Genomic DNA, 24,716 nt, shown 5'->3' on the forward strand with positions numbered 1-24,716 from the left:
AACCATGTAATCAGATAAGCTTCGACCCGAGCGACGAGCAGCACCGGGCACCGGGCACCGGCGAGTCAACGCACCGTCAATGAAACCCTTGTAATGGAGCCGTCAGAGACATTCCAAAGCACTAGGTCAGATCGATGGCAATGGCTCATAAGATCGTCTTGAGCGAGATCGGGTTAATCGTCTCGATGCTCGCGGTGGTCGCCTTGGGGCTGACAATTTCCAGTCAATGAGCAGGGCATTATCGATGATATCCAGCAAACGGGCCCTTGCCCTATTCGTAGCTATGACCGTCTTTGCGGGCGCTCCGGCAGCCGCCCACGATCCCAACGAGCTAGGGGCTGGACCAGGGCCGGCCAACGTCTCGGCGCCACAACGAGACGGCAAAAATGCTGGTATGCAAATGGATCGAAACCCGGCGACTGACGCTCACCCGGGCGACGAGGCGTCAATGGGCCACATGCATGATGGCTCGCTGGTTGGGAAAACCTTCTCGCAACGGCTCTTCAACTGGCTCGGCCGTCTCCATGTCATGGTCATTCATTTTCCGATCGCCATGATTATCGGCGCTTTCGGGATCGAGCTCTTCGGTTTGTGGAGGCGGAATGCGCGCTATCAGCACGTCGCGCGTATCATGCTGGTCGTCGGCACCCTTGGCGCGATCGTTGCCGCGTCGCTCGGCTGGTTCGCCGGCGGCTTCTATCTTGCGGACCGCAATCCGGTCTTGATGACGCATCGTTGGCTTGGAACTTCGATCGCCGCGTTTGCAAGCCTGCTCGTGTATCTGGCCTTCGCGCGTCGGCGGCGGCAGCGTAAGGACCGCGCCGTTTACTGGTTGCTCCTGCCAGGGCTGACGGTCGCGATCTCAATCCAGGGGTGGCTTGGCGGATCGTTCATGCACGGCGGCCTGCGCCACCTCGCGTTTTGAGCGCGGGCATGGCGGGATCTCCGAGTCTCTTGATGACCGCAGTCGCGGCCGACGTGCCTTGGTTCATCGATGTGGGTCGCATTCTCCTGGCGGCTCTACTGGGAGCACTGATCGGATGGGAACGCGAACGCCGTGGTCGGGAAGCGGGTATTCGAACATATATGGCAACCGCGCTGGGCGCGTGCGCTTTCGGTCTTATTTCGGGAGCGATCGGTGACCAGGGTCGAATTTCCGCCGGCATCGTCACCGGGATCGGGTTCATCGGTGCAGGTATAATTCTGCGAGACACTGGTCGTGTGACCGGGTTGACGACGGCGGCAACGCTTTGGGCTTCCGCCGCGGTGGGGCTGAGCGCGGCCTACGGGATTTACCACCTTGCCGCTATCACGGCGCTATTGATCCTGGGTGTTCTTGAACTCCATCGGCTGCCGGGCTGGGCTCACTTCTCGCATCGTGCACGACGCGTGCATGAAAGTACCAACGACAAAGGCCCGGGGGGTGATGCTCACGACGCCCCAGCGGCGCCGCGCTCCGCATCCGATGACACAATCGCGACCGCTGCAATTTCACGCCTTGAACACTGAGACCGTACGCAGATGGATTGGACGGTATGATGCGACCAACCCGGGCAAGAAGCCGGCCCGAAGTGACAATAATGTATTCGACAGCTCAGACAAGCGGAGCACCATATGACTGAAGGGAGAAAGGTGACGATACAGAAGAGGCGCGTCAATGTTGCCGGTGATCGGCCGCTCCTTCGGACTTGATTATTCAAGCGAAAGCGCCGCTGGACCGCGGGCGACATTGCTCAGCCGACGACGTTTCAACCACAAGTTCGATAACAGCCAGGAAAGGGAGATCAGCCGAATTCGAGTGACGGGGCCAGCCCCTTGGCCCGTCTGTCCGGCATCGAGTGCGTTCTTGTATTCAACGATGATGCCGGCAAAGACCCCGGCCGCCTTACCCCGGGGCGGTCGGGGTCAACCATTTACGATAGCGCTGGTCCGTAGCAAGACATTGAAAGCGTTTCGCCTGTTGCCTGAGGAGGAGATAATGCCGCGATCCGCAGGTGCGCGGTCCGTCCGCGAACCGAACTTCTCATCTGCCAATGGCGCGATTTTACAATTCACGGATCATCGCGGCGCTGGGAATTCGAGATACAAACATCGCTCTCCGCCGATTGAGGCACAAAATTGATGCGCCCTCCGTTTGCCCGAGCTCTCGGTTCGAGCGAGAGCCAGCTAAGGCATAAGAACGATGCTTCATCCGACCTTGACCGGATATTTCACCCATGTCTAATTGCCTGTATGGGAGCTGGGCGCGTGCCGACATCGGACGAAGTCGAAGCGCTTGCCGAACGTATCCGGAGCGATGTGAACGGCGCTCAGAGATCCGTCGCGTGGCGCGACCTATCAAAGGACTCGCCCGTCCGGCTTCGCGCCGTAGCTGCGGCGCATCTAGCGTTCGGACTTCATCTCGACCCTGCGGGCTTGGCCTTCATGGAAAGAACGTGACTCTTCCCGATCAAGCGACGACGGCAAGGTTATGGCCTTTCGACCGCCGCACTCGCGAAGCGTGAGCCTCATTATGGGCCTCGATTGAGGCCGGCCGGCGGAATTAGCTAGCTTAGCGACGCTCGGCGAACCACTGCTCGAGGGCATGAGCATAGCAGCCGGTCTGTCCGCCAGCCCCAACTACCGAGCAACTGTTCGGTCGTTCCATACGAGACGCATCGTCGAGGATACGCACCCGGCTAGCCCAACTCTGCGCGGGCGCGTGATATTTGGTTTCGCGCAGGTTCTTTGGAATTCGATAGCGCTCGAATTGGGGTTCACGCCCGCAAACGGCGATATCACTGTCGGTTCCCGGCGGACATGGATCGTTTCCGTATACGGTCAGCGACGCGAAGCGATCGGGCTGCGTCGTGTCGGCGGCGTGCACCGCATTAACACCAGCCAACAGCAAACTCGCCAGAACGATGCCAGCACCGCCTCGATAGAGATTCCGCCGTCGGAAGTGGCCGTTGCAACCACACGGCCTTGTGCCCCGAGTTAAGATCGTGTTCATGACAGATTCTCCTCGTCAGCGGACTTGGGCTGCCGCCGCTTGAGAAGCTTCGATCACGCTTATGGCATCAGACTGAGCTCTTGGTGAACTCGCTGTAAGACTCTCGACTGACCAGGCCTTTGAATTGATAGAGGGGATGCCGAGACGTACGTATCCATGGCCGTCTCCTCGCTCAATCTTCGACAAGCTATCACTTGCCAGACCGCATTCTTGCGCGGCATCACATGGAAAGCATCGGTGATGTCACGCGCGCCATCGAGTTGGGGAATGGCCCCCTCGATAGCCGCGACGGTATCCGTGTGCCCCATCGCGATCCATACCCGCGCACCCGATGGGATCATCGCAATGCCTTCAACGCCGAAGCCACCAGCGCCGGCGAAGCTGAGGCAAAGATGCTGATCCGCTTGCCGCGCGCCAGGTCGATGACGATCGCGGGCTGCAGATCAGGGCGTGCTGCTTCCACGTCCTCGATCATCACTGCCGCGGCGAAACCGGGCGTTGGCAAATCATCAGATACCGGCTCGGCATGAGCTTCACGCAGCTTCCGCCGCCACGTGTAGATCAGCGCCGACGAGATATCGTACCGCCGGCAGACCTCGGCGACGCAGGCACCCGGCGCAAACGCCTGGTTGAGAATCTCCAGCCGCTCCTCGTCGCTCCAGCGGCGACGCCGCTCCGGCCCGGAAAACACCGTGATCTGCCCCATCGACCGCTCCAAAGCGCACTCTTACGAGCACGCTAAAGACCGGCCCCTCAGCTCAGCGGCAAGGCGGGCTCCGCCGGATGGGTACGAACGAGAAGTCGTAGCCGGCGAGTGTCTTTACGACGGGGAGCCGGGCCATGCGCAGGGCCGCCTTGATCCGCCGGTTTTCACGCAGCGACAACTCTTTGCCCAGCAGTTCGTCGGCGTTGAACCGGTGCTCGGGCAAGCGCTGCAACTCCTCCCGCTCCTCGGCGAAGGCCTCGATCACCACGCGTTGGGTCGTGCCATGCACCCGGACATTGGCGACCGTGTCGAGCCAGTCGATGAGCTGGGCGTTGAGATCCTCCATGTTGCGGAAGGATCGCCCCAGGAAGAAGTCCTCGCGGATGTAGCGGAACGGCCGCTCGACCTTTCCCTTCGTTTTGGCGCGATAGGTATGGCGCGACGATCAGGATGAGAGGCGGATCTGGAGCGCAGCCCCTGTCGATGCAACTCCAGTATCATCATGGCTTCTCCAAGTCGGATCATCGGCGGCGCCTCCCACGAGGAGGTCTTCTCGCGCCGATTTTGGCGTTGCCAATGCACCGGGGTTAACCCCGGCGCATTGGCAACCAGGTCCAACAATCAGGGAATTTTCAAAGCCCACTTTTGGGTTCTCCCGCACTTTTGGTGCAGGTGGCGGGGAACGAATCATGAATCTGGTCGATTCAAGCAGGCTCCATAACGAGGGAGCCTTGTCGATCCGTGCCGAAGCGTATCCTGCCGCTTATTCCCCGTCAGCTTATTGTAGAGCAAGTCATCGTTGAGGCCGAGGCGATCGTGATCAATTGCCGGTCGCGGCAACCTGCGCCGCGCTGTCCGAGCTGTCGGCGCGTTTCGTCACGGATACATAGCAGATATCGACGACGAATTGCCGATCTGCCGTGGCAGGGTCGGCCGGTACTGCTCAGCGTCCATGTGCGCCGGCTGCGGTGTATCAACCGGAGGTGCGCGCAGCGGATCTTCGCCGAGCGGGCGGAAGAAATCGTCGGCAGCCATGCGCGACGTACAGCACGCCTTCGCGATATCCAGCGCTCGGTTGGCCTTGTGCTGGGCGGTGAAGCGGGTTCTCGTCTCATCGAACGGCTCAGTATGCCGATCAGCGCCGATACGATGCTCCGGGTCATCCGCGCCGGTCGACAGGTCGGCTCCGTTGCTCCGCGCGTCCTGGGTGTTGACGACTGGGCGTGGCGCAAGGGCCAGCGATATGGCACCGTGTTGGTCGACCTCGAAACCAACGACGTGGTCGATCTGCTGCCGGATCGGGAAAGTGCGACGCTTGCGGCGTGGCTGAAATCCAACCCCGGCGCGCAAATTATCGCGCGCGATCGGGCGGGCAGCTATGCCAAAGGGGCGCGCGAAGGCGCGCCTTCAGCCCGGCAGGTCGCGGATCGCTGGCATATGCTGCGCAACTGTTCGGATGCGGTGCTCGCCGCGGTCGAGAAGCGATACAGGCTCGTTCGGGAGGTCGGGCGATCACTGGCGAACGATGTTGCCTCGCCTCCTTCGCCGGAGCGGCCAGCGGCGATCGGGAAGTCCCGTACGGCACTTGAGCGTCAACGACAGGGCCGGGCGCGTCGGCGCAAAATGTTCGACGAGGTCGTTGCCTTACGCGACAAGGGCTGGAGCATCTCGGCAATCGCTCACGAGACCGGCCGTGATCGCAAGACCATTCACCAATGGCTCCGCGACAAACGGCCCGGGACCTGGGAGCGCGCATCCCGTCATCCGGCAAATGCCTTCGAAGCATATCTGCGTTCGCGCTGGCACGAGGGCTGCCGCAATGCCACCCAACTCTATCGTGAGGTGTGCGCCCGTGGTTACCATGGCGAAGTGCGCGGCTTCCGCCGCTGGATCAGGACCAGATTGCGTGACGGTCAACCACAGCTTGTGGCGGGCTCGGGCGAACGCCCGCGCTGGAAATCACCGTCATCGCGCCAGGCGGTCAGGCTCCTCACCGTGCCCAGCGACGCGCTCGGTACCGATGACGCACGATTTGTCGGCGCCATGCGCGCCGCATCGCCTGCAATCGCCGAAGCGGCGGACCTCGCGCGCCGTTTCCACGACATGCTCGTCGGACGCAAGGCCAACGAACTTGACCAGTGGCTCGCGCAAGCGCTGGGCAGCGCCATCGCCTCGTTTGCGCGCGGCCTCCGCCGCGATATCGATGCAGTGCGTGCCGCATTGGCACTACCCTGGAGCACCGGACCGGTCGAAGGCAAAATCAACAAGCTCAAACTTATCAAGCGATCAATGTACGGACGCGCCGGCATCGATCTACTCCGCGCTCGCATTATGGCATGACCCCTGCACCAAAAGTGCGGGAGAACCCACTTTTGCGGAGAATTACACGCCCACTGACAGCATCAACGGCAAGGACGCGGTCGAGCGGCTCGCCGTGCGCCAGGAACTGAGCGCGCCGCTCATGACCGAGCTGCACGCCTGGCTCACCACCCAGCTCGCCAGGCTGTCGCGCAACCACGATCTCGCGAAGGCCATCAACTACATGCTCCGGCGCTGGGACGCCTTCACCTGCTTCCTCGACGACGGCCGGGTTTGCCTAACGAACAACGCGGCCGAACGGGCTTTGCGCTGCGTGCCACTCGGCAGGAAAGCTTGGCTATTCTGCGGCTCCGATCGCGGTGGCCAGCGCGCGGCGGTGCTCTACACCTTGATCCAGACCGCCCGCCTCAACGACGTCGATCCTCAGGCCTGGCTCGCCGATGTGCTCGCTCGCATCGCCGAGCATCCGGTCCGCCAGCTCGACCGGCTGCTGCCGTGGAACTGGCGCAAGCAGCGGGGCATGCTATCGCAAGCGGCATGACCTCTCGACGCGCCATCGATAGCTTCACAGAGATCGCCACGGTTCGCATCGAGCTGAAGGATTCCGACCCGCCGATCTGGCGCGTCGTCGAAGTGCCGACCTCGATCACCCTCAAGGTCCTGCACGATATCGTTCAGGCGGCGATGGGGTGGCTGGACTATCATCTCTGGGAGCTGGTCATCGACGGGCAGACCTATGGCCTGCCCATGGACGACGACTGGGGCACGGCGCCGCGCAAGATCGCGGCACGCACCCGCCTGCGCGACGTGCTCGCGCCCGGCACCACCAGGATCGACTACACATACGATTTCGGCGACAACTGGGAGCACAGCCTCATCGTCAGCGATGCGCGCTCCGGCGATCCCGGCACTGTATATCCCCGGTTCATCGAAGACGCACGCGCCTGCCCGCCGGAGGACTGCGGCGGCATTCCCGGCTTCTACGAGATGCTTGAGGCCAGAGCAGATCCCAACCACCCTGATCACGCAGAAATCACCGAGTGGCTCGACGGATATGATCCCGACGAGGTGGATGTCTTCCCGATCCAGGTAGCCCTCGGTCGCATTGCAGCCCGCCGCAATGCCGCTGCGAAGCGCATCATCAAAACAGCAAACGACTGATAGTCGCCCGCCGTGGCCTTCACCGGATGGCTACGACAATCAGAAGGTCAATACGGCATCGGCCCCAACTGTAAATTGATGATCGTGCGATCCCGCCGCGTATGGCGTGGTACTATTGAGCGACCAGTCGTAGCGGACTTCTGGCCTTACATTTAGGGCTGCGCCTTTGATTGGCATTAGCGGCTTGATATTGACGCCAAACGTGACGGCACCGTAGGTCGTCTTGCCACCACCGATGACAATGGCCGGTAAACCTTTCTCGGCGTTGACGAAATCCCGGTTTCCGGGAAACGCATCAACAAAAAACCCGTCACCGTCGCGCCACACCTCACCACGAATGCCGATCCCAAATTGATCGTTGATTGAATAGGTGAAATATTGCGCAAATCCGCCACCAGAAACATTGAATCCGCCGTCTCGAATATAGTTCAGATCAGTTGTCGACGTCAGCCTATTATTGATCTTCCAGATGACCGTGATATCATTCAGGTAGCGAAGATCGCGATTAGGACGGACGCCCGGAGTGCCCCGTGGAATTTCTGGTCCAATACTGGTCGTAGCGAATATCGTGAGCGCGCCACGCATCAAATTGAGACCCACACCGCCATGAAAAGACGGGGAACCGTTATTATCACCACTACCGAGAGTAGTATTTACGCCAGACGTAATTCCAGCATAAACGTCTAAAATTTTATCCACATGGATCGTTGTCAATATACCGGTGTGTTTGAACGGAATGCCGTAATTAAAAATGTAACTATGTGAATAGAAAAAGTTCCCTGTAGCGTCAATAACTTCGGCCCCCTCAAGCGTCACGAACTGACCTGCTTTAATATCGAAACCGCGCGAGGTCAGGATGGGCAGATGCGCGTTCACATAAGCTTCAACGATATCGAATTGATTACGTCGGTTCGTTATACCATCTAGCTCCCCAAGAAAATGCGTGTATCGGGCGTCCGAACCGTACATTCCCTGAATCTTGAACCCGATGTCGACGTTTTGCGACGCTGAGTCGATGGGACGTTCAACGGTTAGCATGACTTGATTGAGCTGAGGCTCGCCCGCCTTGTCGGTGAACAAATGGCCAAAATTGATGCCATCAGTTGGATTGCCAGTGTTGAGGGTCAAGCCCGTTTCGACATGGCCAGAAAGCTTGACCGTTTCCGACCAGCTCTTCGGTGGCGGCGAGTCGCCATCGGCGGCATACGCGGGCGCCGCCGCAACGGCCACTAAGGCCAAACTCAAGGCAGGAGCGAGAGTATCAAGCGCTCCCCTGCGGATGCATGTCTCCATTCGTTCTCCCTTTTGATAAGCAGCCGCGATCCTGGCATTGTAAGCGAGCCATTGAGACCAGGCTTGACGATGAGGTATTGAGCAATTTTTGTGCCAAAGCGCCGCACCGCCATCTGTGGGAAGTGGAGACTCTTCGTACCTGGCGGCTATTCGCGCTGCGGCGCAACAAAAAACAGTGAAGCAAACTGGCGAAAAGTCCGATCCGTGAACCGAGGCTCCGCGTTCGTACGACCGACCCTGCTCATGAAATTTGCTAATGGCAGATCGGTGCTCAATAAATGGGCACCGCACAATTTTGTGCATTCATCCAATGCTGCATGTAAACTAACGCCTGCGAGGATTCATCGTAAACTGATGACGGCTGCAACGAGATGGATCATAGCCGCAAAGTCTTGATCGGCTTTGCAGCGATGCATGGCGATCCGCTTAAATTTCTTGGATTTAGCAGAATAGTTTTTCAACAAGATGTGCCATTTGCAAATCCCGCCATCGAGCGGACGAGCTTGTCGTGGCGGGGATGCTGCGAGATGACAATCTTCGCACCGCGCTCATTGAGGTGCAAGCCCGCGGCGAGGTACGTCTTTCCGTGATCACAATCTTTTGAGATGGAGCCGGTGCAAACGCCGGTATTTACGCCGGTGGCCGAGGTGTCATGATAGGCCAAGTGACGGTTATTTCGGATCCAGAACGGCGACCGGTAGGGACCGACGGGCAGAACCAGATCTATCGGTGGCGTCGAGAGAATGGCGCAGGCTGGAAAGAGTTGCCGGCGCTGATGCGGAAACTCGCGGCGGCAGCACCAATCGCCGGGCGCGACGCGCCGCGCTTCACGATCTACAATGTTGTCTGATTGAACGATACACGCTTTGCGGTCTGAACAGAGTCCGATCTGGAAAAGATGAGTCCCATATTGGCGCCGACTGCTCATCGTCGCGCACGCGTTCCCCCAAAAAGATGGAAGCACCATATCGGTGCTCCATCTTCCTCGAGAAGCGCCGCAGCCGCACGGCGCGCTGGATAGAGTCCTGGACCTTGTTCGCGCCAAGCCCGGCGAAATGATCACCCACTCGGTGTGGTTAGAGCTGGCCGCACAGGGACAGGCGCCCGTGTTTTTGCTGATTCGATCTCTAAAAGCCGTTGATCCCTTTGGTTGCGAGCTTTTTTTGGTTGGTCTCGGCCAGCGGCACCGCCATCATAAATCGGCCGGGCGCGAATCGGCGCTTTGGCAGGGGCGCGCCCAACCCCCAGGTGAGCGCGCCCCTTTTTAGAGCGGATTCCGATCAATCAGGGTCGTAACCGCATGAGCTGAAGTAGTTGGCGCATTCGGCAAGCTCGAAGAGGTCGACGAGTTGGCCGATGAGGTCCCAAAGGCCGGAGACGGTGCGCTCGCCGGCTTTTCTGAGCATGGCCTTGAGGCGCGAGAAGGCCTTTTCGATGGGATTGAAGTCGGGGCTGTAGGGCGGAAGGAAGCGCAGGCTCGCGCCTGCATCCTCGATCATAGCGAGCACCGAGGCGCGCTTGTGGCTGGAGAGATTGTCCATGATGACGATGTCACCGGGCTTCAATTCGGGGACGAGCACCTGGCCGACGTCAGCTTCGAACCAATCGCCGTTGATCGGTCCGTCGAGCACCATCGGCGCGATCATCCCGCTCATTCTCAGCCCCGTGACCAGCGTGGTCGTTATGCGGTGACCATGCGGGAAGCCCATCCGCAGCCGCTCGCCTTTTGGAGCGCGGCCATGGCTGCGGGTCATGTTGGTCGCGGTCCACGTCTCGTCGATGAACACCAACCGCTCGGGGGCAAGATCGCACTGGCCGTCGAACCAGCCCCGGCGCTGCCTCAGGATGTCGGGCCGGTCCTGCTCGATCGCGTGGCCGGTCTTTTTTCCGCGTGATGGCGTGGCGCGCGAAGAACCGGTGCAGCGTCGAGTTCGCCATCGACAGACCGATGCCGGCGAGCGCCACGCGAAGTTCGTCGAGCGTAATGTCCCGGTTCGCCTCCCACAGAGCCAGCACCTCCTCGCGGCGCTCCTCGATCCGGCGTGAGCGCATATCGCCGCCCTGAGGCCTGGGGGCAAAGTTGCCCGTCGCCGTTCGCTGCGACTGCCAGCGGATCGCCGTCGAAGGCGCCACGCCAAACCTCGCCGCTGCGGATCGCCTGCTCATTCCGCTATCGATCGCCGCCAGCAACCGAGACCGCAAATCCATCGAAAGCGCCTGACCCATTCCGTGCCGGCCTCCAACCCCAGCCAGCATCGTGAATCAAATTTTCAGACGGTTGGGAATCCCTCCCGATTCAGACCGGTCAGAAAGCGCTCTAGATTGTGCGTGGGTGGTGAAAAATCCGTTGCCACGCTGCCTCCGCGAGGTCCGAGCCTGTCTATTTCGGTTGCTATCTGGCGAGATCATGCACGGCGGCGGTGGCGATACGAGCGGCTTTGCCGAATTTCCCCGGCTCGACGTCGACAACCGATGCCAAGGATGCTGATTGGTAGTTGGCGGGGAAATGCTATCCCTGCAATCTCGCGATGTATCTTTCTCGATCACCTTCCCCGTGCGCGAAATCACCTCCATCGTCTCGGTCATATCCTCGCCCAACCTGGGCAAGCGGCCACTGCCACAGGTCGGCCATGAACATGGTACGGAGGCACGACGACGCGCATGCGCGGCAGATGCTCGGTGAACAGCTTCCTGACAGACTTCCTGCATTCGAACGAAGAAGTTTCGCCTTGTTCACCGAGCCGGCAACGCCCACAAGACTATTTTCGGCGACGTCGGCCGCGAGGTTCTCGCGTTGAAGTCCAGCTGCGTGAGCACCCGCTGGGCGCGTACGGCGCTGCCGCCGTACGGCACGCCTTAGCCTGCGACCTCCAGCTTGAGATGCGAGATCAACGTTTGCGTGATGCTCACGTGGGCGCGAGCGTAGTCAGTTCGGCCTCAGCCCCCTCAGTCCTCAAGTGCACCGTCGCAACCGGCGCCTCGAGCGCCTCAACATCGTTTGGAAGTGGCAAAACGGCGGCATTCATAGGCGAAGTGAATCATCGCAAAGCCCACCACAATTTCAAGATGAGGGATTTTGATGTCGGCCGCGTAACGCATTTTAGAGGCCGGCCCTCCGCCGACCTCGGTGGAGATGTGGCCGGCCCGGCGGGAGAGCGTAATGAAGTCGACACAGTCCCGAGCACTCGCAAAACGGGATAGATCAAATTGAGCAAATTACTCTACCCACGGACGCCATCTTCCGACAAAAATTCCGCTTGGCCTCTTCCATCCAGCTGTGATGTGAAAGTTTATGATGGCGCTAGAACGCCTTTCCATAATGAAATTCCTTTAAGCTGGTTAGTATGGTCGATCCTTGCCAGCGTTAGCGCGGTCGCTCTGTTGATGGCACTAAATTCGATGACAGCTAAAGTTGACTTGGGACTTGCTGCTTTCGTTACCACTGCCCTCGGTGGCGCAAGCACAATCCGTTTTTTGTTTCGTGGCGCACTATCGGGGGCGCGATGCATTTGGCGAGATGCCGCAGAATATTATGGGCTCTTTGTCAGTATCTGTATTGTTGGTGCCTTGGCGGCTTATCCCATATCCGGAATGAGTTCGGGTTTCGTTGACGCTGCGCTGCAGCAAATCGATGACGCAATCGGATTCGAGTGGTTGGCATGGTATCGGTTTGTTACCGAGCATACCGCGATTCAATGGTCTGAGCGCGTCGCCTATGAGACTATATTCCTCTCCCCCGCCGTGCTGTTGGGCTATTTCGCCTTCACGGGCCGTAAGGACGAAGCACGTCGGTTCATTGCATCTTTCTGGCTAACGGCGCTTCTTACACTAATATTGTTTGCGTTTCTCCCGGCGAAGGGTCCGCTCGCCTTTCTTTGGCACGGACCACTCCCATACATTCCGGCAAGCGCATTGTACCAGGCCGAACTTATTACGGCTCTGCGATGCAAAATGGCGAGCCCGATCGATCTAGGCGCGCTGCATGGACTGGTTGCCGCTCCCAGCTTCCACGCCGCAAGCGCGGTGCTTTATGTCCGCGCGGCGTGGACCATCAAGCCGCTTCGTTGGCCCATAACGATCATGAACCTGACTATGCTGCTGGCGACGCCTGTAGAAGGAACGCACTATCTTGCGGATATTATCGCCGGCGCAGCGGTAGCGCTTATCGCGCTCAGTCTAATCAGAGTGGTCGTAACCGCGAGAGCGCTGCGAAATCCCGCAACAAATGCGCATTTGGCAGGCTCGGATCAACCCGCCGAACCCCGCAATCCATCGGCAAGCACTAAATAATCCAAATATACATGGAAAAGGTAGCAATGACAAAGACGCTCTGGTCCGCAAGCCGCTCACGTATGAGCCTCGCTCCCTTTGATGGGTGGGCGCCGTCTCGTTTCGCGATCTCGAAGTTTTTTCGAAGTCTTCGCCGCGCCTCCAAAACTCACTTGTCGCCGTGTCGTGAACTACTCGTCCAGCACATATTGCCTGCCGTAGCCAGCGAGGGCGGCCCAGTCCTTTTCGTTGGCGTCCGCGCCTACACCGCGCAATATCCGTCGCTGATCGAATTGCACGGGGCGGAATGCTGGACGATCGACATCGACCCCTCAGTGGCTCAGCACGGAGCTTCGAAGCGACACGTTGTTGACAGCATCACAAACGCTCGCGAGCATTTTCCTGCGGCGACAATTCAATCTGTCGTAATGAATGGTCTTTTTGGCTTCGGACTCAATAGCTATCGCACGCAACTTGAGGCCATTGAAACATGCGCCGCGATATTGCGTCCGAATGGCTTGTTGGTTCTCGGTTGGAATGATCGTCGCGGCCATCCGTCTGCGCTTGAAGAGTTCGCGACAAAGCATTTTGATTACCGTCCTATTCACGAATTGGAAGCTCGTATCTGGGTGCCTGGAACCGATCATAACTACGCGTTTTTGAGGCGTCGCTAATTAGCAATTACTAACAGGCCAATTTTGTCGCGGCTACAAAATTTTCACCTTGAGTTCGACGCCCAGCATGCCTGATTGGTTTATCTTGCGAATGAGGCTATTATGAAATTTAGGCGAAGCGCTTGGTCACAGCACGAAGCAAAGTCATCACACGATATATTGAAACTATTTTATATTTATTTAGGCTTTGCGGTAGCAATTTTGCTAATATTACAAGTTATTTACATATTTGATCACACTTCTTCGAATTTTAACGAAGGGTGGAATGCATATTTTGCATTTTTAGTTCAACACGATGAACCACTATATCTGTCAAATAATTCTCTTTTCATTAACAACTACCCACCTATTTCTTTCATAGTATTGTCCAAAATCGGTAGCATTTTAGGGGATAATATAGTAGCAGGACGAATTATTGCACTAGTTTCAATGGTTTTTGTATGCATTGCAATATACATGTCCTCTCGAGCCCTACACGCAACAACGTCACAGGCAGCCGTTGGAGCTACTTTATTCGCGCTATTTAACGCGACTTATTTCCGTAGCTACGTAGCTGCAAATGATCCGCAGTGGCTAGCGCATTCGTCGATGATGATCGGACTTCTAATATTACTTTCTAAGAAAGATATTGCACACCTATCTGCTATATTTGCCTCCGTATTTTTCATACTCGGCTTGTTTATTAAGCACAATTTGATTTCTTTGCCATTAGCTGTCGGTTTCTGGTTCTTATTGCATAATAGAAATTACCTATTCACCTATATCGCAACTTCAATATTGTTATTGATAACTGTCAACTTGCTATTTATTCAAATTTACGGTTTTGAATATTTTGAGGATATTTTTGGCCACGCGAGGGTATATTCAGCGCGGCGCATGGCAGTACAGGGGCTAATTATAACTCCGTTTATTCTACCTTTTGCTGGATCATTTAGAATGCTACTTCAGGAGCGGGGAGCGGATCATCGCTTCGACCTACTTCTTTTGTTCGCCGCTTTGGCCGTTCCCTTAGGTATCCTCCAGCGGGCTGGCGAAGGGGTGGATTACAACGCGCACTTCGAAGCTCTTATTGCCCTCACAATTGTACTGAACATAGCACTGTCCCGGGCAGAACCCGCCGGTAGTAGCAAGGAGCGACGCTCCTCTTTATTTTTGGTGACTGCCCCCTTTGCGATACCGATTTTAGGCATTCCATATTTCTTTTATGATATAGTGAAAAATATTTCATCGGCGCCACAAATTAAGATGGAGTGGTCTGCCCTAATAGATAATGTTGCTACTATTAATGGGCCCGTCGCATGCGATGTACAAGCGATTTGTTACTGGGCTAGGAAGCGGCCAGAAATCGACTTTTTTAATGTCGGCCAGCAATTGCGCCTTGGTTATGGTAGTGATCCACTAGTTGAAAAGTTAAATAGTAGGTATTATGCGGCTATAGTGCTGAAGGAAGCAAAATATGACATTTTGCCTGTCAAGCAAGGAAAATTGATTGCTACAATATATCGATATTACGAGTATAAACGTCGGCTTCCCGCTGGGTTCATACTGCTGACACCAATTAGGCTGAAATTTTGTAGAGGTATGTGACCGTCTATTTTGGCAATCTCCACAAAAGATTTCATATGTTGCCTTATACTACAATGACTTAATTTTCATTTTTGTCGCGAAATTGCAAACATTTTTATCATAATGCTTGGATATGTATGAATGATATTCATTTTTGCTGCTTTTGATACCAATTTTCTGATTCCAGAACGTATGGAATATTGATGGTCGATAGCTGTCAATGTCCCGGTATCTGGTTCGCCCGCGGTGAACGCGACAAAGTTGTCAGACATACCGCATCCGCTGAGGGCACGCCGATTCCGTCGCATAATGCCCCGGATTTTTGTTGACCGCAATTCTCAATCGCTTCACGGAAGTGGCCCTTGCCGAAGGCGCCGATGAGCGCCGCATTCAGGGCGGCGCGTTCCCTAGCCCGACTGGATCAGGACAAGCCGCTACGTCCTCAGTATCATCCGGCGAGGCTTTCAATTACCCACAGGTCGTCGCGCCCGAGATTCTCGTTGGCGCATCGAGATTGAAGCCATAGAGGCGATTGTCATTCCTGCTTGAGCATTAAACCACACGGGCAGCGTGCGATGGGGAAGGATCATGATGATAGCGGCTCGTGGATCGATGGTGAAATAGAGAGCTCTGGGTTCGGAGATTCGCGCCTCGGCGATCAACTGCGCAAACTGATGGAGTGCCTGGATAGCGCAACAGGTCAGCCGCTTCCGCTAGCCTGCGAAGATTGGGCTAACACCAAAGCGGAGTATCGCTTTCTGTCGAACAATTCGGTGGGCGTGGCAGATCCTGCCGGATCATTTTCAAGCAACAGCACGCCGCGCCGTCAGTTGCGAGGGCACCGTGCTGGTGGTGCAGGACACGACAGAATTTGTCTATCAGCGATCGGCGGCGGACAGCATCGGCTACACCCAGCATGTGAACAGCGGGCGCAACAAGGAATGACGCTGGCGCCAACACAAACTGTGCGGCGTGCTGACGCAAGCCAGCCTCGCTGTCAGCCGCCTATGCCAGGAGATCGACGAGTGAGTGAAAGCCTTTCTCGATCCCCCCATCGGTAACCGCCCGATTATCACCGCGATACCAGTACCTTGAAGCGGGCGGCGAGTTCGGGATTGTCGACGAAGTCATCGAGGAACTGGTGCCAGGCCTTGGTTGTGAAAGTGCTTCGCTGAGCAGGTCGGTCAGCTCTTCGACGCCGTGATCGGTTAGCGCGGTGATGGCCTCGTCGGGGTCGATGTAGACGCGGATGATGGTGCCGTAGGTCAGGTTGTCGTCATTTGAGACGATGGCTTCGAGCGATTCCACGTCCTCGTCGAGGATTCTGGCGACATAGTCGAGGGTGAGAACGCAGGTGACCGTGCCCATCAGGCGGCCAATGCTTGCGGGACAGTCAGCGGTGCCCAATTTCAGGGAAGCAATTCGTCGATCCTGTTGATCTTGTGATCGTGGATGCGATGGAGGAGATCGGTGATGTAGGCTTGGAGGTCGAGGGCATTGATTTTGGCGCTTTCGATGAGCGTCATGGCCCGGGCGAGGATGTCTATTTCTTCCATTTCTAACACCGATTTAATGTTGGCGACAGACGGCAGCGACGCTGGACCACGAAGTTACCACCCAGGCGGCGAAATGCTTGCCGGTGCAAGCGACTCTTCGCTTCATCAATAGGGTTATGGAAGAGAGAGGACGATCTGGGTCTGCTCGCCCCCTTCAAAGATCGTGACACAACAACGCAACGCCAAGAGGCCCGCTCTGCTTCTATGCGTCGTGCGGCGCAGCGTCCGATGCCGGCGGCCCCTGGTCTTGTCACGCACGACCAGGGGCCATTGGCCGGTAGTACAGGAGTAGAATCGGTTGACACTTTGCTCCTTCCCTGCCCGGTTAGCGTTTCCCATTTGCGGTCATGTGCGGGTCGCGACCAACAGGTATCGGGCACGGACTCCATTCAAGCGACAGGATGATGCCATGCGGTTCCGTTCGGGGCTGATCGCCCAAATTTTCGCGGTGTCGCTCCTCGTTGGCGGCTGTAATTCTCGCGCCGGGATGCAGCAAGTCTCTGCAAACGGCGCCGGTGGGACCGGAGTGCTCGCTGCGACCGCGCTTCCGCCCGCCATTGTGAGTGACCACACATATCGCTGCGACGACGACAGCGTGGTTCGCATCGAGTATCTCGCCGGCGATCAAGGCGCACTTCTCCAGCCGCCCGATAATGGAACGCCTGTCCGTCTCACCGCGGACGAAACTGGCGGGAATCTGACCGGTAGTGGCTACGTCGTGGCCGGCCGCGGTACGGCCATCGTCTTTCAGCGGCCCGCAGGGTCACGCCAGCATTGCAAGGGCTGAACCCCGTGACCTGCAAGCGGTTCGCCTGCGCGCAAGCATTTGAACAATCTCGCACTATGTTGCATTTTTGCGCGATTATACGCTCAGGCGTTCCTGTGCTCGCGGTTGCCGCCTCCTGCGCTATCGTCGCGCCCACGCGCGCTACTAATGCGGAAACGCTTCGCCATGCACTCGAGCGAGCATATCGCACGAACCCGACGTTGACCGCCGCGCGTGCTGGACAGCGTGCAACCGATGAAGGCGTGCCGATCGCAAAGGCCGCTGCCCGACCGACGCTGAGCGCGACCGCTGACTATCAAGAATTCGTCGTCCGTTCCGCCAATAACTTTGTTTCTCCTTTTCGCGCCGCCGACGCGGCGGCCAATCTTTCGATACCGATCTTCCAAGGCGGTGCGGTGCGAAACGGCATTCGAGCAGCGGACGCTCGCGTCTACGCGGGTCGCGAGGGGCTGCGGACCGCCGAGGCTGATGTCTTCACTGCGGTCGTCGCCGCTTATGTCGATGTGCTTCGCGACGACGCCATAGTTGATCTCAACAAGGGGAATGTGGCGGTTCTTGAAATCAATCTTCGCGCGTCACGCGATCGCTTCGAGATCGGGGATCTCACGCGCACCGATGTCGCGCAATCCGAAGCGAGGCTGGAAACGGCTCAAGGACAGCTCGAAACGGCCCGTGCCCAGCTCGATGCGAGCGTTCAGAATTACCTGCGCTTCGTCGGTGTGCTGCCCGACGACCTCCAGCCCCCTCCGCCCTTACCCGACTTTCCATCGACGGCGGATGCTGCTGTCACTATCGCGGTTTCAGAAAACCCGCAGCTGCTCGCGGCAAAAGCGCAAAGCTCAGCGACACACTTCGATGTTCGGGTCGCGGCGGCCGCTCGCCTGCCTCGCGTTTCACTCGTCGCCAACAGCAACTACAATAACTATCTTGGAACACTTGGGGCCAGCATTCCCGGGCGCGCTTTCAGCCAGGCGCAGCGTACCGCAACGCTGGGTGTTTCAGTGACGATCCCGCTCTACCAGGGTGGCGCGCCCGCCGCGCGCGTTCGTCAAGCTCAGGCGCTCGAAAGCCAGTCGCTCGAGCAGATTGTCCAGATCGAGCGCGGGGTGGTGGCCCAGGCGCGCGCCGCCTTTTCGCGCTACCGCGCGACGATGGCCGTGATCAGATCCGCCGAAGCGGCGGTGACATCGAACGAGCTGGCTCTTGAAGGCGTGCGCGCGGAAAACAGCGTCGGGAACCGAACCGTGCTGGAGATCCTGAACGCCGAACAGGAATTGCTCAACAGCCGTGTCCAGCGCGTGACAGCGAAGCGAGATGCTTATGTCGCTGGGTTCGCACTGCGTGCGGCAATGGGCCGCGCCGAAGCAAAAGATCTGGGCCTCTTTGGCGTTTCGCTCTATGATCCGACCCTCGACTACAGCCGCGTGCCGACGCATGGGTCCAATTACGGGTCCGGCGATGCCAGCCAACCGAAAGACCCCGATAGACCACCGCCGATGCCCTAAGGCTAACGCTATCCCCGCGCAGCGCCGCGATCGATTCCTTCACGTGATCGGTGTAGAATGAGTCGTGATCGCGCGCTGGCAGTCACCGGGAATTTCAGTTTGCGCGACATCGCGGGGCTGCAAGCCATGGGTCATCGCCGCCCGTCAGGACGACTGGGCTGCGTTAAATCATCATTCTTTGGTTTGAAGAATGGGTTTACCGCCGCTTCGCAGAAGGAAGGCATCAGTGCGCCAAACGCCAAGCGCGGGAGGATTGTAATCGAAGGCATGGATTTCTGGGTAATCATTGTCGATCTCCTAACCAGCAGCTCAAGTGATCAGCTGAGATCTGATATTGCCATCGCCTTTCGACCAGGATTTGTCGCCGCCATTACAACCATGGATGCTGTTAGGCTGACAAAATAGCCTCCCCTCCCTTTTTGATGATGCATTGTTAAAGGACGTTAATGCGCATCTCACGCTCATTTTAACTTGCACACACAAAGCGACTTCGGGACCATATTTTAGAATCCATTGTTTATCTCTGCCAGGATATCGCCCATGCTTGCTCGAATGTTGTTGGCATCGGCCATAGTCGCTGCGCCCGGAATTGCGCTCGCGGGACGGCCGACTTCACCATATCCTGACTCGGCCGTTGCCCCCGGGGCGTCGCCCTCACAGGCGTCGCGCCCAGCATCGCGAATCAAAGGCGACCGCCGGCGTGCCCATCTGCACTGTGAATCTGCCGGCCCGAAGAACGTAATGGTCTGTTTTCGGAATTCTCGTGGGACAAAAAGACCGGCGACAACGCCCCTTCAGCTGGTTCCGACAGATAACCGGTAAACGACTGCAGGAAATCCGATCGGCCCGGAGGGATGGAAGAAATGTGCTGGACACGCTCCTCGGTAGCCATTCCGCTCGAAAGGCGCGGCCCTGGGTCGCGGCGACTCGATTGCCGCTCAATTCCTCGGGTCGCGGCTTCGTTAGACAAGGGCACCAAGGGTTGTCACCTTAGGCGTTTTTTCGACCTTCTTCCCTAAGTCCGATTTTAGGCGGATGGCGGATGGCGGATGTGTGCCGTGATGGGGCAACGCGCGTTTATGAAGCGTCGATTACAAAGTTTTCAATTTACACTTGTTTCGTTGCATGCACGGCTTTGCGAGCGCACCTTCGATCACGGCCTAAACGCGCCGGAGCCGGAGGCTCTATGCTAGTTTCCCCTTTCAGACTTTCGCTCGGGTCGGCGGTGCTGCTCACGCTTGGCGGGTGCACAACTTATACTGTTTCTCATCCGGCGGTCGCCTATTATGCTGTACCATGTTCAACGCCCGGTGCGTTTGTTGCAGAGCCGATTGATGCTCGCGACCCAACGTACGGCCCGCAGGTTCCGCCGCCGCCTCCCCCTTCTCCGTCAGCGACCGCGCCACAGGCCAGCAACCAACCGCCGCCGACCTGCATGATCGCGGCCCCCATTTCGCAAGCCCGCTATTTCGACGGGTACTATGGGGGGCGAGGTTATTATGACCCCTATTATTACGGCTACGGTGGTTATGGCATCCCCTTCTACGGCGGAATCGGGATCGGCTTGCATGGCGGCGAGCACGGGTGGGGTGGCCACGGCGGACACGGCTTTGGTCATGGAGGGGGTGGCCATAGCGGCCCCGGCGGGCACGGCTTTGGGCATGGAGGGGGTGGCCACGGCGGCCCCGGAAGTCACTGAGTCCAAGATCAAACAGACGCTCGTCGGGGCAATGTGGCCTGCTGCCGGTTTGGTGGACACCGAGATAAGGTGTTTCCATCTATCGGAGGCCCTTAATGCAGAGAAGGAAGTTCACCCGGGAGTTCAAGCTCGAGGCGGTGCGATTGATCCGCGAGCGCGGAGTGACGATAGCGCAGGCAGCTCGCGATCTGGACATCCACGAGAATCTGTTGCGCAGCTGGGTAAAGGCATTTGCTGCTGATCCGGGACATGCCTTTCCGGGACACGGGCAGATGAAGCCAGAGCAGTTGGAGATCGAGCGGCTTCGCCGTGAAGTGGCTAAGCTGAAAGCTGAGCGCGACATCCTAAAAAAAGCCGCCGCCTACTTCGCGAAGGACTCGATATGAGGTTCGCCTTCATCGCGAAGCACCGAGGGATCTGGCCGGTGTCATGGATGTGTGGGGCGCTCGGTGTCTCGCGAAGCGGCTTTCACGCCTGGCTCACTCGGGCGCCCTCGCAGCGCGAGCGTGACGATGAAGTGATCGGCGCCAGGATCAAGGCAAGCCACGTCGGCAGCTACCGCACTTATGGCGCACGCCGGGTCTGGCACGACCTGCTGGCCGAGGGCATTTCCTGCGGCCTGCACCGGGTCGAGCGGCTCATGCGTCAGCAGGGCCTGCGGGCAAGACCGCGCCGTCGCGGGCTGCCGAAGGACCAGGGCGAACGCTCGGTCGTCGCCGGCAACCTGCTCGATCGTCAGTTCACGGCCGACAGGCCAAACCAGAAGTGGATCGCCGACTTCACCTACATCTGGACGGCGGAAGGCTGGCTCTACGTTGCTGCCGTGATCGACCTGTTCTCGCGCAGGGTGGTTGGCTGGTCGATGAGCGACACAATGACTGCCCAGCTCGTTACCGACGCGCTGATCATGGCGATCTGGAGACGGGGCAAACCCGACGCTCTGCTACATCACTCGGATCAGGGAAGCCAATATACAAGTGAGCAGTTTCAGCGACTTATGTCGGATAACGGCGTCACCTGCTCGATGAGCCGGTCCGGCAACGTCTGGGATAATGCTGCCATGGAAAGCTTCTTCTCGTCGCTTAAAACCGAGCGGATCGGGAAGAAGGTCTACCGTACGAGAGCACAGGCCAAGGCTGACGTGTTTGATTACGTCGAATGTTTCTACAATCCGACACGCCGCCACTCGACCCTCGGGTACATCAGTCCCATCGACTTCGAACGCGAAGCCGGTGTAGCCTAAATTAGCCTATCTCGGTGTCCACCAAACCGGCAGCAGGCCAATGTGCATTTCCAATTTCGTTTGAAGGTGGGGAACGTCGCGGCGTTTGCAGCAGGGTATCGCGATATGCGGCGCGATACGCTCGGCGCTACGCCCCATGCCACCGCCAACCTCCACTCGCGCTTTGGTTTGATCGTCTTAGCTGCGCTGATCACGTTAGCGGCTTGGCGGTGTACCGCAAATGTGCCCAACCCGATCTGCGTTCGGCTGGCTCGCATTGATTCTTGTATTCGTTCGGACCTGGTTCGGCGGTGAACCCGTATATGCCCATCGTGCTTGGGCCGCCGCTGCCGGACAAGGTCAAGCTCCGGCGCCCCAGGCGCAACGACCATCGGTCCGGCTCTACCGGCGCGACTAGTGCGGGTCGAGCCCAGGGGAGCGCGACGATCATCACCATCCACGATTGAGACCGGCTACCGCTCAAGCCACGCCAAGGGATGCCCGACCGACAATTCCAAAGCAACCGTCTGTTCTGCGATCGATTGGTCAAGCGCCGCGAGCAGGGCCCGCTTCTCGAAAAGGCTCTGCCGCAACGCGCTAGCGGCGGGCGCGATCATGTCCCCACGTTGCACCGCCGCGTCGCTACTCGCGACCAATCTCTCAAGCGATGACATCGGTCGCGCCGCCTCATCTCGTTGCAAGCGTGCCAAACGCAGTCCGTCGACGAGCGTGGCGATATCGGCTCGCGTCGCGAACACGCGAGCGGCATACTCCGCTCGAAGTTGCGCGCGCGTCGCCTCGGCGACGGCGATACCGCCACGATTTCGGTTCCACAGCGGCAAGATGAAGCTGACCGCAGATCCCACCGTCTGATTGAACGCCGTGTCCTGCGCCCGACTAATCGTCAGCTGCAACTTCGGGAACTGGTCAAGCACGGCCTTGTGAACAACGGCTTCCTGACTGACATACCCGGCCTCCAACGCTCGCAAATCCAGGCGGCGAGAAGTCGCGTCTTCAAGAAGTAATTTTGCGTCCCACTCTCGAGCAGATGGGATGAAATCAGCTAATGAAATCTTGGTCTCTGGCGGAAGTCCAAGAAGCCTGGTCAGGTCGAATCGCGATGCGCTCAAATCTCGCTTGGCTTGCCGCAGACGACTGGTAAGCTGGGCGGCGCTGAGCTTGCGCATCTCGAGTGACTCGCCGGAAAGGTCTCCCCACGAAACCGCGCGCATCATCCTGGCAACGATATCGTCCTCGTCCGCTTTCGCTGCGCTCAAGAGCCCGACGGTTTTGGAAAGCCCCGAGATACGCGCGCCAAGCAGCTTCGCTTGCTGAGCCGTCTGCCATTCCCGCCACGCTATATCGAAGTGAATTTGATCGGCAGCTGCCCGCGCTGCGGCGTTCGCGACGCGTTGGTCGCGCAAAGCCGTTAACTCGTATGCCAGCTGTCCAGCCAACGCGTCGAACGGGTCGGGTCCGGAAAGCCGGCGATCGTACGATAGATTGATAGCAGGATCCGGCATTAGTCGTGCGGCGAAAACCTGAGCCGCCGCGACGCCTGCACGCTTCCGCGCCGCCTGGAGATCGGGGTTTCCCACGACGGCCAGGACCGCAAGCATGTCGGCTGTCAAAGGTTTGCTGAAGTCGACGGAAACGGGCGCGAGGATCGGATGCTCAAACCGAGCTGCTGCCGCAGCGAGCGCGGCCGTTGTTGTCTGGAGGGCGGCAGTCGTGTCCGGCCCAAGAGGCGCCGGATTGTACGAAGCGCAAGATCCAAGCGGAACAATCATAATCCCAAGTACGAGGATGATATGCTTTCGCGCGATTTTGCCCCTGCGCCGGCTACACTTGAGGACAGTCAAACGAGAAAAGATGAGGGGACGCGCGGTAGCGGAAGCTCGCCAGCCGCACCTCGTGCCATACCGGCGCCACAGCTCCAACAGCGTCATTGGTAGCCTCCCCTTTCAGAATCGCGCAAGCTTTCTTTCATCGAGCTCGGATCATTCAGTTGAATTTCAGATACTTGGCAAGATGCCGTTCTGCCTGTGGCTCATACAAAAAAATTCATGTTGTTTGCTCAGTTTCAATGACTGTCGGCCGAATTTTGCCGGAAGATTTTGCAAGACGGCCTAGAAATCGTCATTTTGCGTCGAACATATTTGCGCACGAAGGCCGCGTTTCGCACGCTCCGCGGATAGTTAGCAGATTTTTAACAGAATAGCGTTAGAGCGGTGTGCTATTTTCAACGGCAAGGGCTAACTGATGAGCGACGTCATGGTCGCTAGTGTGATGGCGATGCGTGCCGCCGTTCTTGACCGGAACGCGACACTTCGAAATGTCGTACTTGGAAGCCAAAGCGCCACTCCCGCAGCAAGCGGCGTCATCGGGACGCCCACTCCCAGTTTCGCCTCGACGCTGGAGACAGCGGTCCAGAAGGTCAATGCCAACCTCGAGCAGGAAGATTTGGCCACCGAAGCATACGAACGCGGCGAGACGACCGACATCGCGACTGTCGCGCTGATACAGGCGCGTGCTTCAGTCAATTTCGAGGCAACCCTTCAGTTCCGTAACAAGCTGCTTTCGGCTTACAAAGATATTATGAGCATGCAGGTATAGACCTGACCTGACAAAGCGAAGGAAATGTACAAGTAGTATCTCGAAGGAGGCCGTGGCATACAGTCACCCCACTAGCCCGTCGAACGTTGACCGACAACGGACTAGCTTCAAAGCCGGTCCGTCCAGCACTTAGAACCTGCGTATTGACCATCCGGCCAATCGTTTCCGGATCGGGCGGGCGCTTTCCTTGACAGATATGTTTTCCTCCACGCCGAACTGAGAGCGACGTTCCTTTGGCGGATACATCGAGGCCCATATACATTTCCATGGTTGTTCTCCTTTAGATTCCGGCGCCAAGTTGTGCACTGATTGACACGTCGGGCGCCCACACTCGCATCTTACGGGGGGAAC

22 protein-coding genes and 3 pseudogenes are annotated in these 24,716 nt (G+C 58.1%); 16 read left to right on the forward strand and 9 right to left on the reverse strand.

Going from position 1 to position 24,716, the window contains the following annotated elements; translation table 11 throughout:
• Positions 1 to 448: 448 nt before the first annotated feature.
• Positions 449 to 925, forward strand: a complete 477-nt coding sequence (locus ACM61V_RS15905) for a DUF2231 domain-containing protein (RefSeq protein ID WP_419714134.1) — start codon at positions 449 to 451, stop codon at positions 923 to 925.
• Positions 926 to 957: 32 nt separating this feature from the next.
• Positions 958 to 1,509: an MgtC/SapB family protein gene (locus ACM61V_RS15910; protein WP_401531777.1), complete on the forward strand. Its 552-nt coding sequence runs from the start codon at positions 958 to 960 to the stop codon at positions 1,507 to 1,509.
• A 1,042-nt stretch (positions 1,510 to 2,551) separates the two neighbouring features.
• On the opposite strand, the gene ACM61V_RS15915 is transcribed toward ACM61V_RS15910, so the two are convergent.
• The 3 genes and pseudogenes from ACM61V_RS15915 to ACM61V_RS15925 form a co-directional block, all read right to left on the reverse strand.
• A complete protein-coding gene (locus tag ACM61V_RS15915) occupies positions 2,552 to 2,992 on the reverse strand; it encodes a hypothetical protein (RefSeq protein WP_419714135.1) in 441 nt (146 codons plus the stop codon).
• A gap of 337 nt (positions 2,993 to 3,329) precedes the next feature.
• Positions 3,330 to 3,698, reverse strand: coding sequence for an IS66-like element accessory protein TnpA (tnpA, locus tag ACM61V_RS15920; protein ID WP_401531781.1), 369 nt, complete (start codon positions 3,696 to 3,698; stop codon positions 3,330 to 3,332).
• A 52-nt stretch (positions 3,699 to 3,750) separates the two neighbouring features.
• Positions 3,751 to 4,128: pseudogene (locus ACM61V_RS15925) on the reverse strand (ATP-binding protein); the annotation flags it as partial.
• A 386-nt stretch (positions 4,129 to 4,514) separates the two neighbouring features.
• Here ACM61V_RS15925 and ACM61V_RS15930 point away from each other — a divergent pair.
• Genes ACM61V_RS15930 through ACM61V_RS15940 form a run of 3 tightly spaced genes read left to right on the forward strand, consistent with a single transcriptional unit; the run spans position 4,515 to position 7,178 of the window.
• Positions 4,515 to 6,038 (forward strand): ISL3 family transposase, encoded by a 1,524-nt coding sequence (locus ACM61V_RS15930; RefSeq protein ID WP_419714272.1) that lies wholly within the window; start codon positions 4,515 to 4,517, stop codon positions 6,036 to 6,038.
• Positions 6,010 to 6,558 carry an IS66 family transposase gene (locus ACM61V_RS15935; protein WP_419714273.1) on the forward strand — a complete coding sequence of 183 codons (549 nt, stop codon included), beginning with the start codon at positions 6,010 to 6,012 and terminating at the stop codon, positions 6,556 to 6,558. The genes ACM61V_RS15930 and ACM61V_RS15935 overlap by 29 nt, the downstream gene beginning before the upstream one ends.
• Entirely contained in the window at positions 6,555 to 7,178 is a 624-nt protein-coding gene (locus ACM61V_RS15940) for a plasmid pRiA4b ORF-3 family protein (RefSeq protein ID WP_419714136.1), read from the forward strand. The genes ACM61V_RS15935 and ACM61V_RS15940 overlap by 4 nt, the downstream gene beginning before the upstream one ends.
• Positions 7,179 to 7,217: 39 nt before the next feature.
• On the opposite strand, the gene ACM61V_RS15945 is transcribed toward ACM61V_RS15940, so the two are convergent.
• Positions 7,218 to 8,471, reverse strand: coding sequence for a porin (locus tag ACM61V_RS15945; protein ID WP_419714137.1), 1,254 nt, complete (start codon positions 8,469 to 8,471; stop codon positions 7,218 to 7,220).
• A gap of 457 nt (positions 8,472 to 8,928) precedes the next feature.
• Positions 8,929 to 9,438, reverse strand: a complete 510-nt coding sequence (locus tag ACM61V_RS15950) for a hypothetical protein (RefSeq protein ID WP_419714138.1) — start codon at positions 9,436 to 9,438, stop codon at positions 8,929 to 8,931.
• A 4-nt stretch (positions 9,439 to 9,442) separates the two neighbouring features.
• Here ACM61V_RS15950 and ACM61V_RS15955 point away from each other — a divergent pair, with 4 nt between their 5' ends.
• Positions 9,443 to 9,739 (forward strand): hypothetical protein, encoded by a 297-nt coding sequence (locus ACM61V_RS15955; RefSeq protein WP_401531947.1) that lies wholly within the window; start codon positions 9,443 to 9,445, stop codon positions 9,737 to 9,739.
• Positions 9,740 to 9,751: 12 nt separating this feature from the next.
• On the opposite strand, the gene ACM61V_RS15960 is transcribed toward ACM61V_RS15955, so the two are convergent.
• Positions 9,752 to 10,697 (reverse strand): IS630 family transposase gene (locus ACM61V_RS15960; protein ID WP_401531946.1). Its coding sequence is split into 2 segments (ribosomal slippage): positions 9,752 to 10,361 and positions 10,360 to 10,697, totalling 948 coding nucleotides; the frame shifts between segments, so codons are not numbered across the junction.
• A 1,056-nt stretch (positions 10,698 to 11,753) separates the two neighbouring features.
• On the opposite strand from ACM61V_RS15960, the gene ACM61V_RS15965 reads away from it, so the two are divergent.
• The 4 genes and pseudogenes from ACM61V_RS15965 to ACM61V_RS15980 all read left to right on the forward strand — a co-directional run.
• Complete coding sequence (locus ACM61V_RS15965) at positions 11,754 to 12,761, forward strand: phosphatase PAP2 family protein (protein WP_419714139.1); 1,008 nt, start codon at positions 11,754 to 11,756, stop codon at positions 12,759 to 12,761.
• A gap of 26 nt (positions 12,762 to 12,787) precedes the next feature.
• Complete coding sequence (locus ACM61V_RS15970; RefSeq protein ID WP_401531935.1) at positions 12,788 to 13,414, forward strand: hypothetical protein; 627 nt, start codon at positions 12,788 to 12,790, stop codon at positions 13,412 to 13,414.
• A gap of 102 nt (positions 13,415 to 13,516) precedes the next feature.
• Entirely contained in the window at positions 13,517 to 15,001 is a 1,485-nt protein-coding gene (locus ACM61V_RS15975) for a hypothetical protein (RefSeq protein ID WP_401531936.1), read from the forward strand.
• A gap of 554 nt (positions 15,002 to 15,555) precedes the next feature.
• Positions 15,556 to 15,744 (forward strand): annotated as a pseudogene (locus ACM61V_RS15980) (transposase DNA-binding-containing protein); the annotation flags it as partial.
• A gap of 241 nt (positions 15,745 to 15,985) precedes the next feature.
• Here the strand turns inward: ACM61V_RS15980 and ACM61V_RS15985 are convergent.
• Positions 15,986 to 16,348: a hypothetical protein gene (locus ACM61V_RS15985; RefSeq protein ID WP_401531937.1), complete on the reverse strand. Its 363-nt coding sequence runs from the start codon at positions 16,346 to 16,348 to the stop codon at positions 15,986 to 15,988.
• A 41-nt stretch (positions 16,349 to 16,389) separates the two neighbouring features.
• Positions 16,390 to 16,524: pseudogene (locus ACM61V_RS15990) on the reverse strand (transposase domain-containing protein); the annotation flags it as partial.
• A 421-nt stretch (positions 16,525 to 16,945) separates the two neighbouring features.
• Here ACM61V_RS15990 and ACM61V_RS15995 point away from each other — a divergent pair.
• The 5 genes from ACM61V_RS15995 to ACM61V_RS16015 all read left to right on the forward strand — a co-directional run bounded on the left by ACM61V_RS15995 (position 16,946) and on the right by ACM61V_RS16015 (position 21,770).
• Positions 16,946 to 17,323, forward strand: coding sequence for a hypothetical protein (locus ACM61V_RS15995; protein ID WP_401531938.1), 378 nt, complete (start codon positions 16,946 to 16,948; stop codon positions 17,321 to 17,323).
• A gap of 95 nt (positions 17,324 to 17,418) precedes the next feature.
• Positions 17,419 to 18,828, forward strand: a complete 1,410-nt coding sequence (locus tag ACM61V_RS16000; protein WP_419714140.1) for a TolC family outer membrane protein — start codon at positions 17,419 to 17,421, stop codon at positions 18,826 to 18,828.
• Positions 18,829 to 18,885: 57 nt separating this feature from the next.
• Positions 18,886 to 19,233 carry a hypothetical protein gene (locus tag ACM61V_RS16005; protein ID WP_419714141.1) on the forward strand — a complete coding sequence of 116 codons (348 nt, stop codon included), beginning with the start codon at positions 18,886 to 18,888 and terminating at the stop codon, positions 19,231 to 19,233.
• A 1,030-nt stretch (positions 19,234 to 20,263) separates the two neighbouring features.
• A complete protein-coding gene (locus tag ACM61V_RS16010) occupies positions 20,264 to 20,527 on the forward strand; it encodes a hypothetical protein (protein WP_419714142.1) in 264 nt (87 codons plus the stop codon).
• A gap of 95 nt (positions 20,528 to 20,622) precedes the next feature.
• A protein-coding gene (locus ACM61V_RS16015; RefSeq protein ID WP_419714143.1) for an IS3 family transposase occupies positions 20,623 to 21,770 on the forward strand; the annotation gives its coding sequence in 2 pieces (ribosomal slippage) (positions 20,623 to 20,881 and positions 20,881 to 21,770; 1,149 coding nt in all).
• Between the two features lie 452 nt (positions 21,771 to 22,222).
• Here the strand turns inward: ACM61V_RS16015 and ACM61V_RS16020 are convergent.
• Positions 22,223 to 23,698, reverse strand: a complete 1,476-nt coding sequence (locus ACM61V_RS16020; protein ID WP_419714144.1) for a TolC family protein — start codon at positions 23,696 to 23,698, stop codon at positions 22,223 to 22,225.
• Positions 23,699 to 24,011: 313 nt separating this feature from the next.
• Between ACM61V_RS16020 and fliE the strand changes: the two genes are divergently transcribed.
• Complete coding sequence (gene fliE, locus ACM61V_RS16025; RefSeq protein WP_286772087.1) at positions 24,012 to 24,365, forward strand: flagellar hook-basal body complex protein FliE; 354 nt, start codon at positions 24,012 to 24,014, stop codon at positions 24,363 to 24,365.
• The last annotated feature ends 351 nt before the right edge of the window (positions 24,366 to 24,716 follow it).

The sequence above is a fragment of the Sphingomonas sp. TX0543 genome (assembly GCF_048565505.1).
Taxonomy (GTDB): Bacteria; Pseudomonadota; Alphaproteobacteria; order Sphingomonadales; family Sphingomonadaceae; genus Sphingomonas.

Excerpts from the sequence above, each read along its gene's own strand:
- ACM61V_RS15905 (WP_419714134.1), top strand. The coding sequence starts at position 449 with ATGGGCCACATGCATGATGGCTCGCTGGTTGGGAAAACCTTCTCGCAA.
- ACM61V_RS15910 (WP_401531777.1), top strand. The coding sequence starts at position 958 with ATGACCGCAGTCGCGGCCGACGTGCCTTGGTTCATCGATGTGGGTCGC.
- ACM61V_RS15915 (WP_419714135.1), bottom strand. The coding sequence starts at position 2,992 with ATGAACACGATCTTAACTCGGGGCACAAGGCCGTGTGGTTGCAACGGC.
- tnpA (WP_401531781.1), bottom strand. The coding sequence starts at position 3,698 with ATGGGGCAGATCACGGTGTTTTCCGGGCCGGAGCGGCGTCGCCGCTGG.
- ACM61V_RS15940 (WP_419714136.1), top strand. The coding sequence starts at position 6,555 with ATGACCTCTCGACGCGCCATCGATAGCTTCACAGAGATCGCCACGGTT.
- ACM61V_RS15945 (WP_419714137.1), bottom strand. The coding sequence starts at position 8,471 with ATGGAGACATGCATCCGCAGGGGAGCGCTTGATACTCTCGCTCCTGCC.
- ACM61V_RS15950 (WP_419714138.1), bottom strand. The coding sequence starts at position 9,438 with ATGGTGCTTCCATCTTTTTGGGGGAACGCGTGCGCGACGATGAGCAGT.
- ACM61V_RS15970 (WP_401531935.1), top strand. The coding sequence starts at position 12,788 with ATGACAAAGACGCTCTGGTCCGCAAGCCGCTCACGTATGAGCCTCGCT.
- ACM61V_RS15975 (WP_401531936.1), top strand. The coding sequence starts at position 13,517 with ATGAAATTTAGGCGAAGCGCTTGGTCACAGCACGAAGCAAAGTCATCA.
- ACM61V_RS15985 (WP_401531937.1), bottom strand. The coding sequence starts at position 16,348 with ATGGGCACGGTCACCTGCGTTCTCACCCTCGACTATGTCGCCAGAATC.
- ACM61V_RS15995 (WP_401531938.1), top strand. The coding sequence starts at position 16,946 with ATGCGGTTCCGTTCGGGGCTGATCGCCCAAATTTTCGCGGTGTCGCTC.
- ACM61V_RS16005 (WP_419714141.1), top strand. The coding sequence starts at position 18,886 with ATGAGTCGTGATCGCGCGCTGGCAGTCACCGGGAATTTCAGTTTGCGC.
- ACM61V_RS16010 (WP_419714142.1), top strand. The coding sequence starts at position 20,264 with ATGATCGCGGCCCCCATTTCGCAAGCCCGCTATTTCGACGGGTACTAT.
- ACM61V_RS16020 (WP_419714144.1), bottom strand. The coding sequence starts at position 23,698 with ATGACGCTGTTGGAGCTGTGGCGCCGGTATGGCACGAGGTGCGGCTGG.
- fliE (WP_286772087.1), top strand. The coding sequence starts at position 24,012 with ATGAGCGACGTCATGGTCGCTAGTGTGATGGCGATGCGTGCCGCCGTT.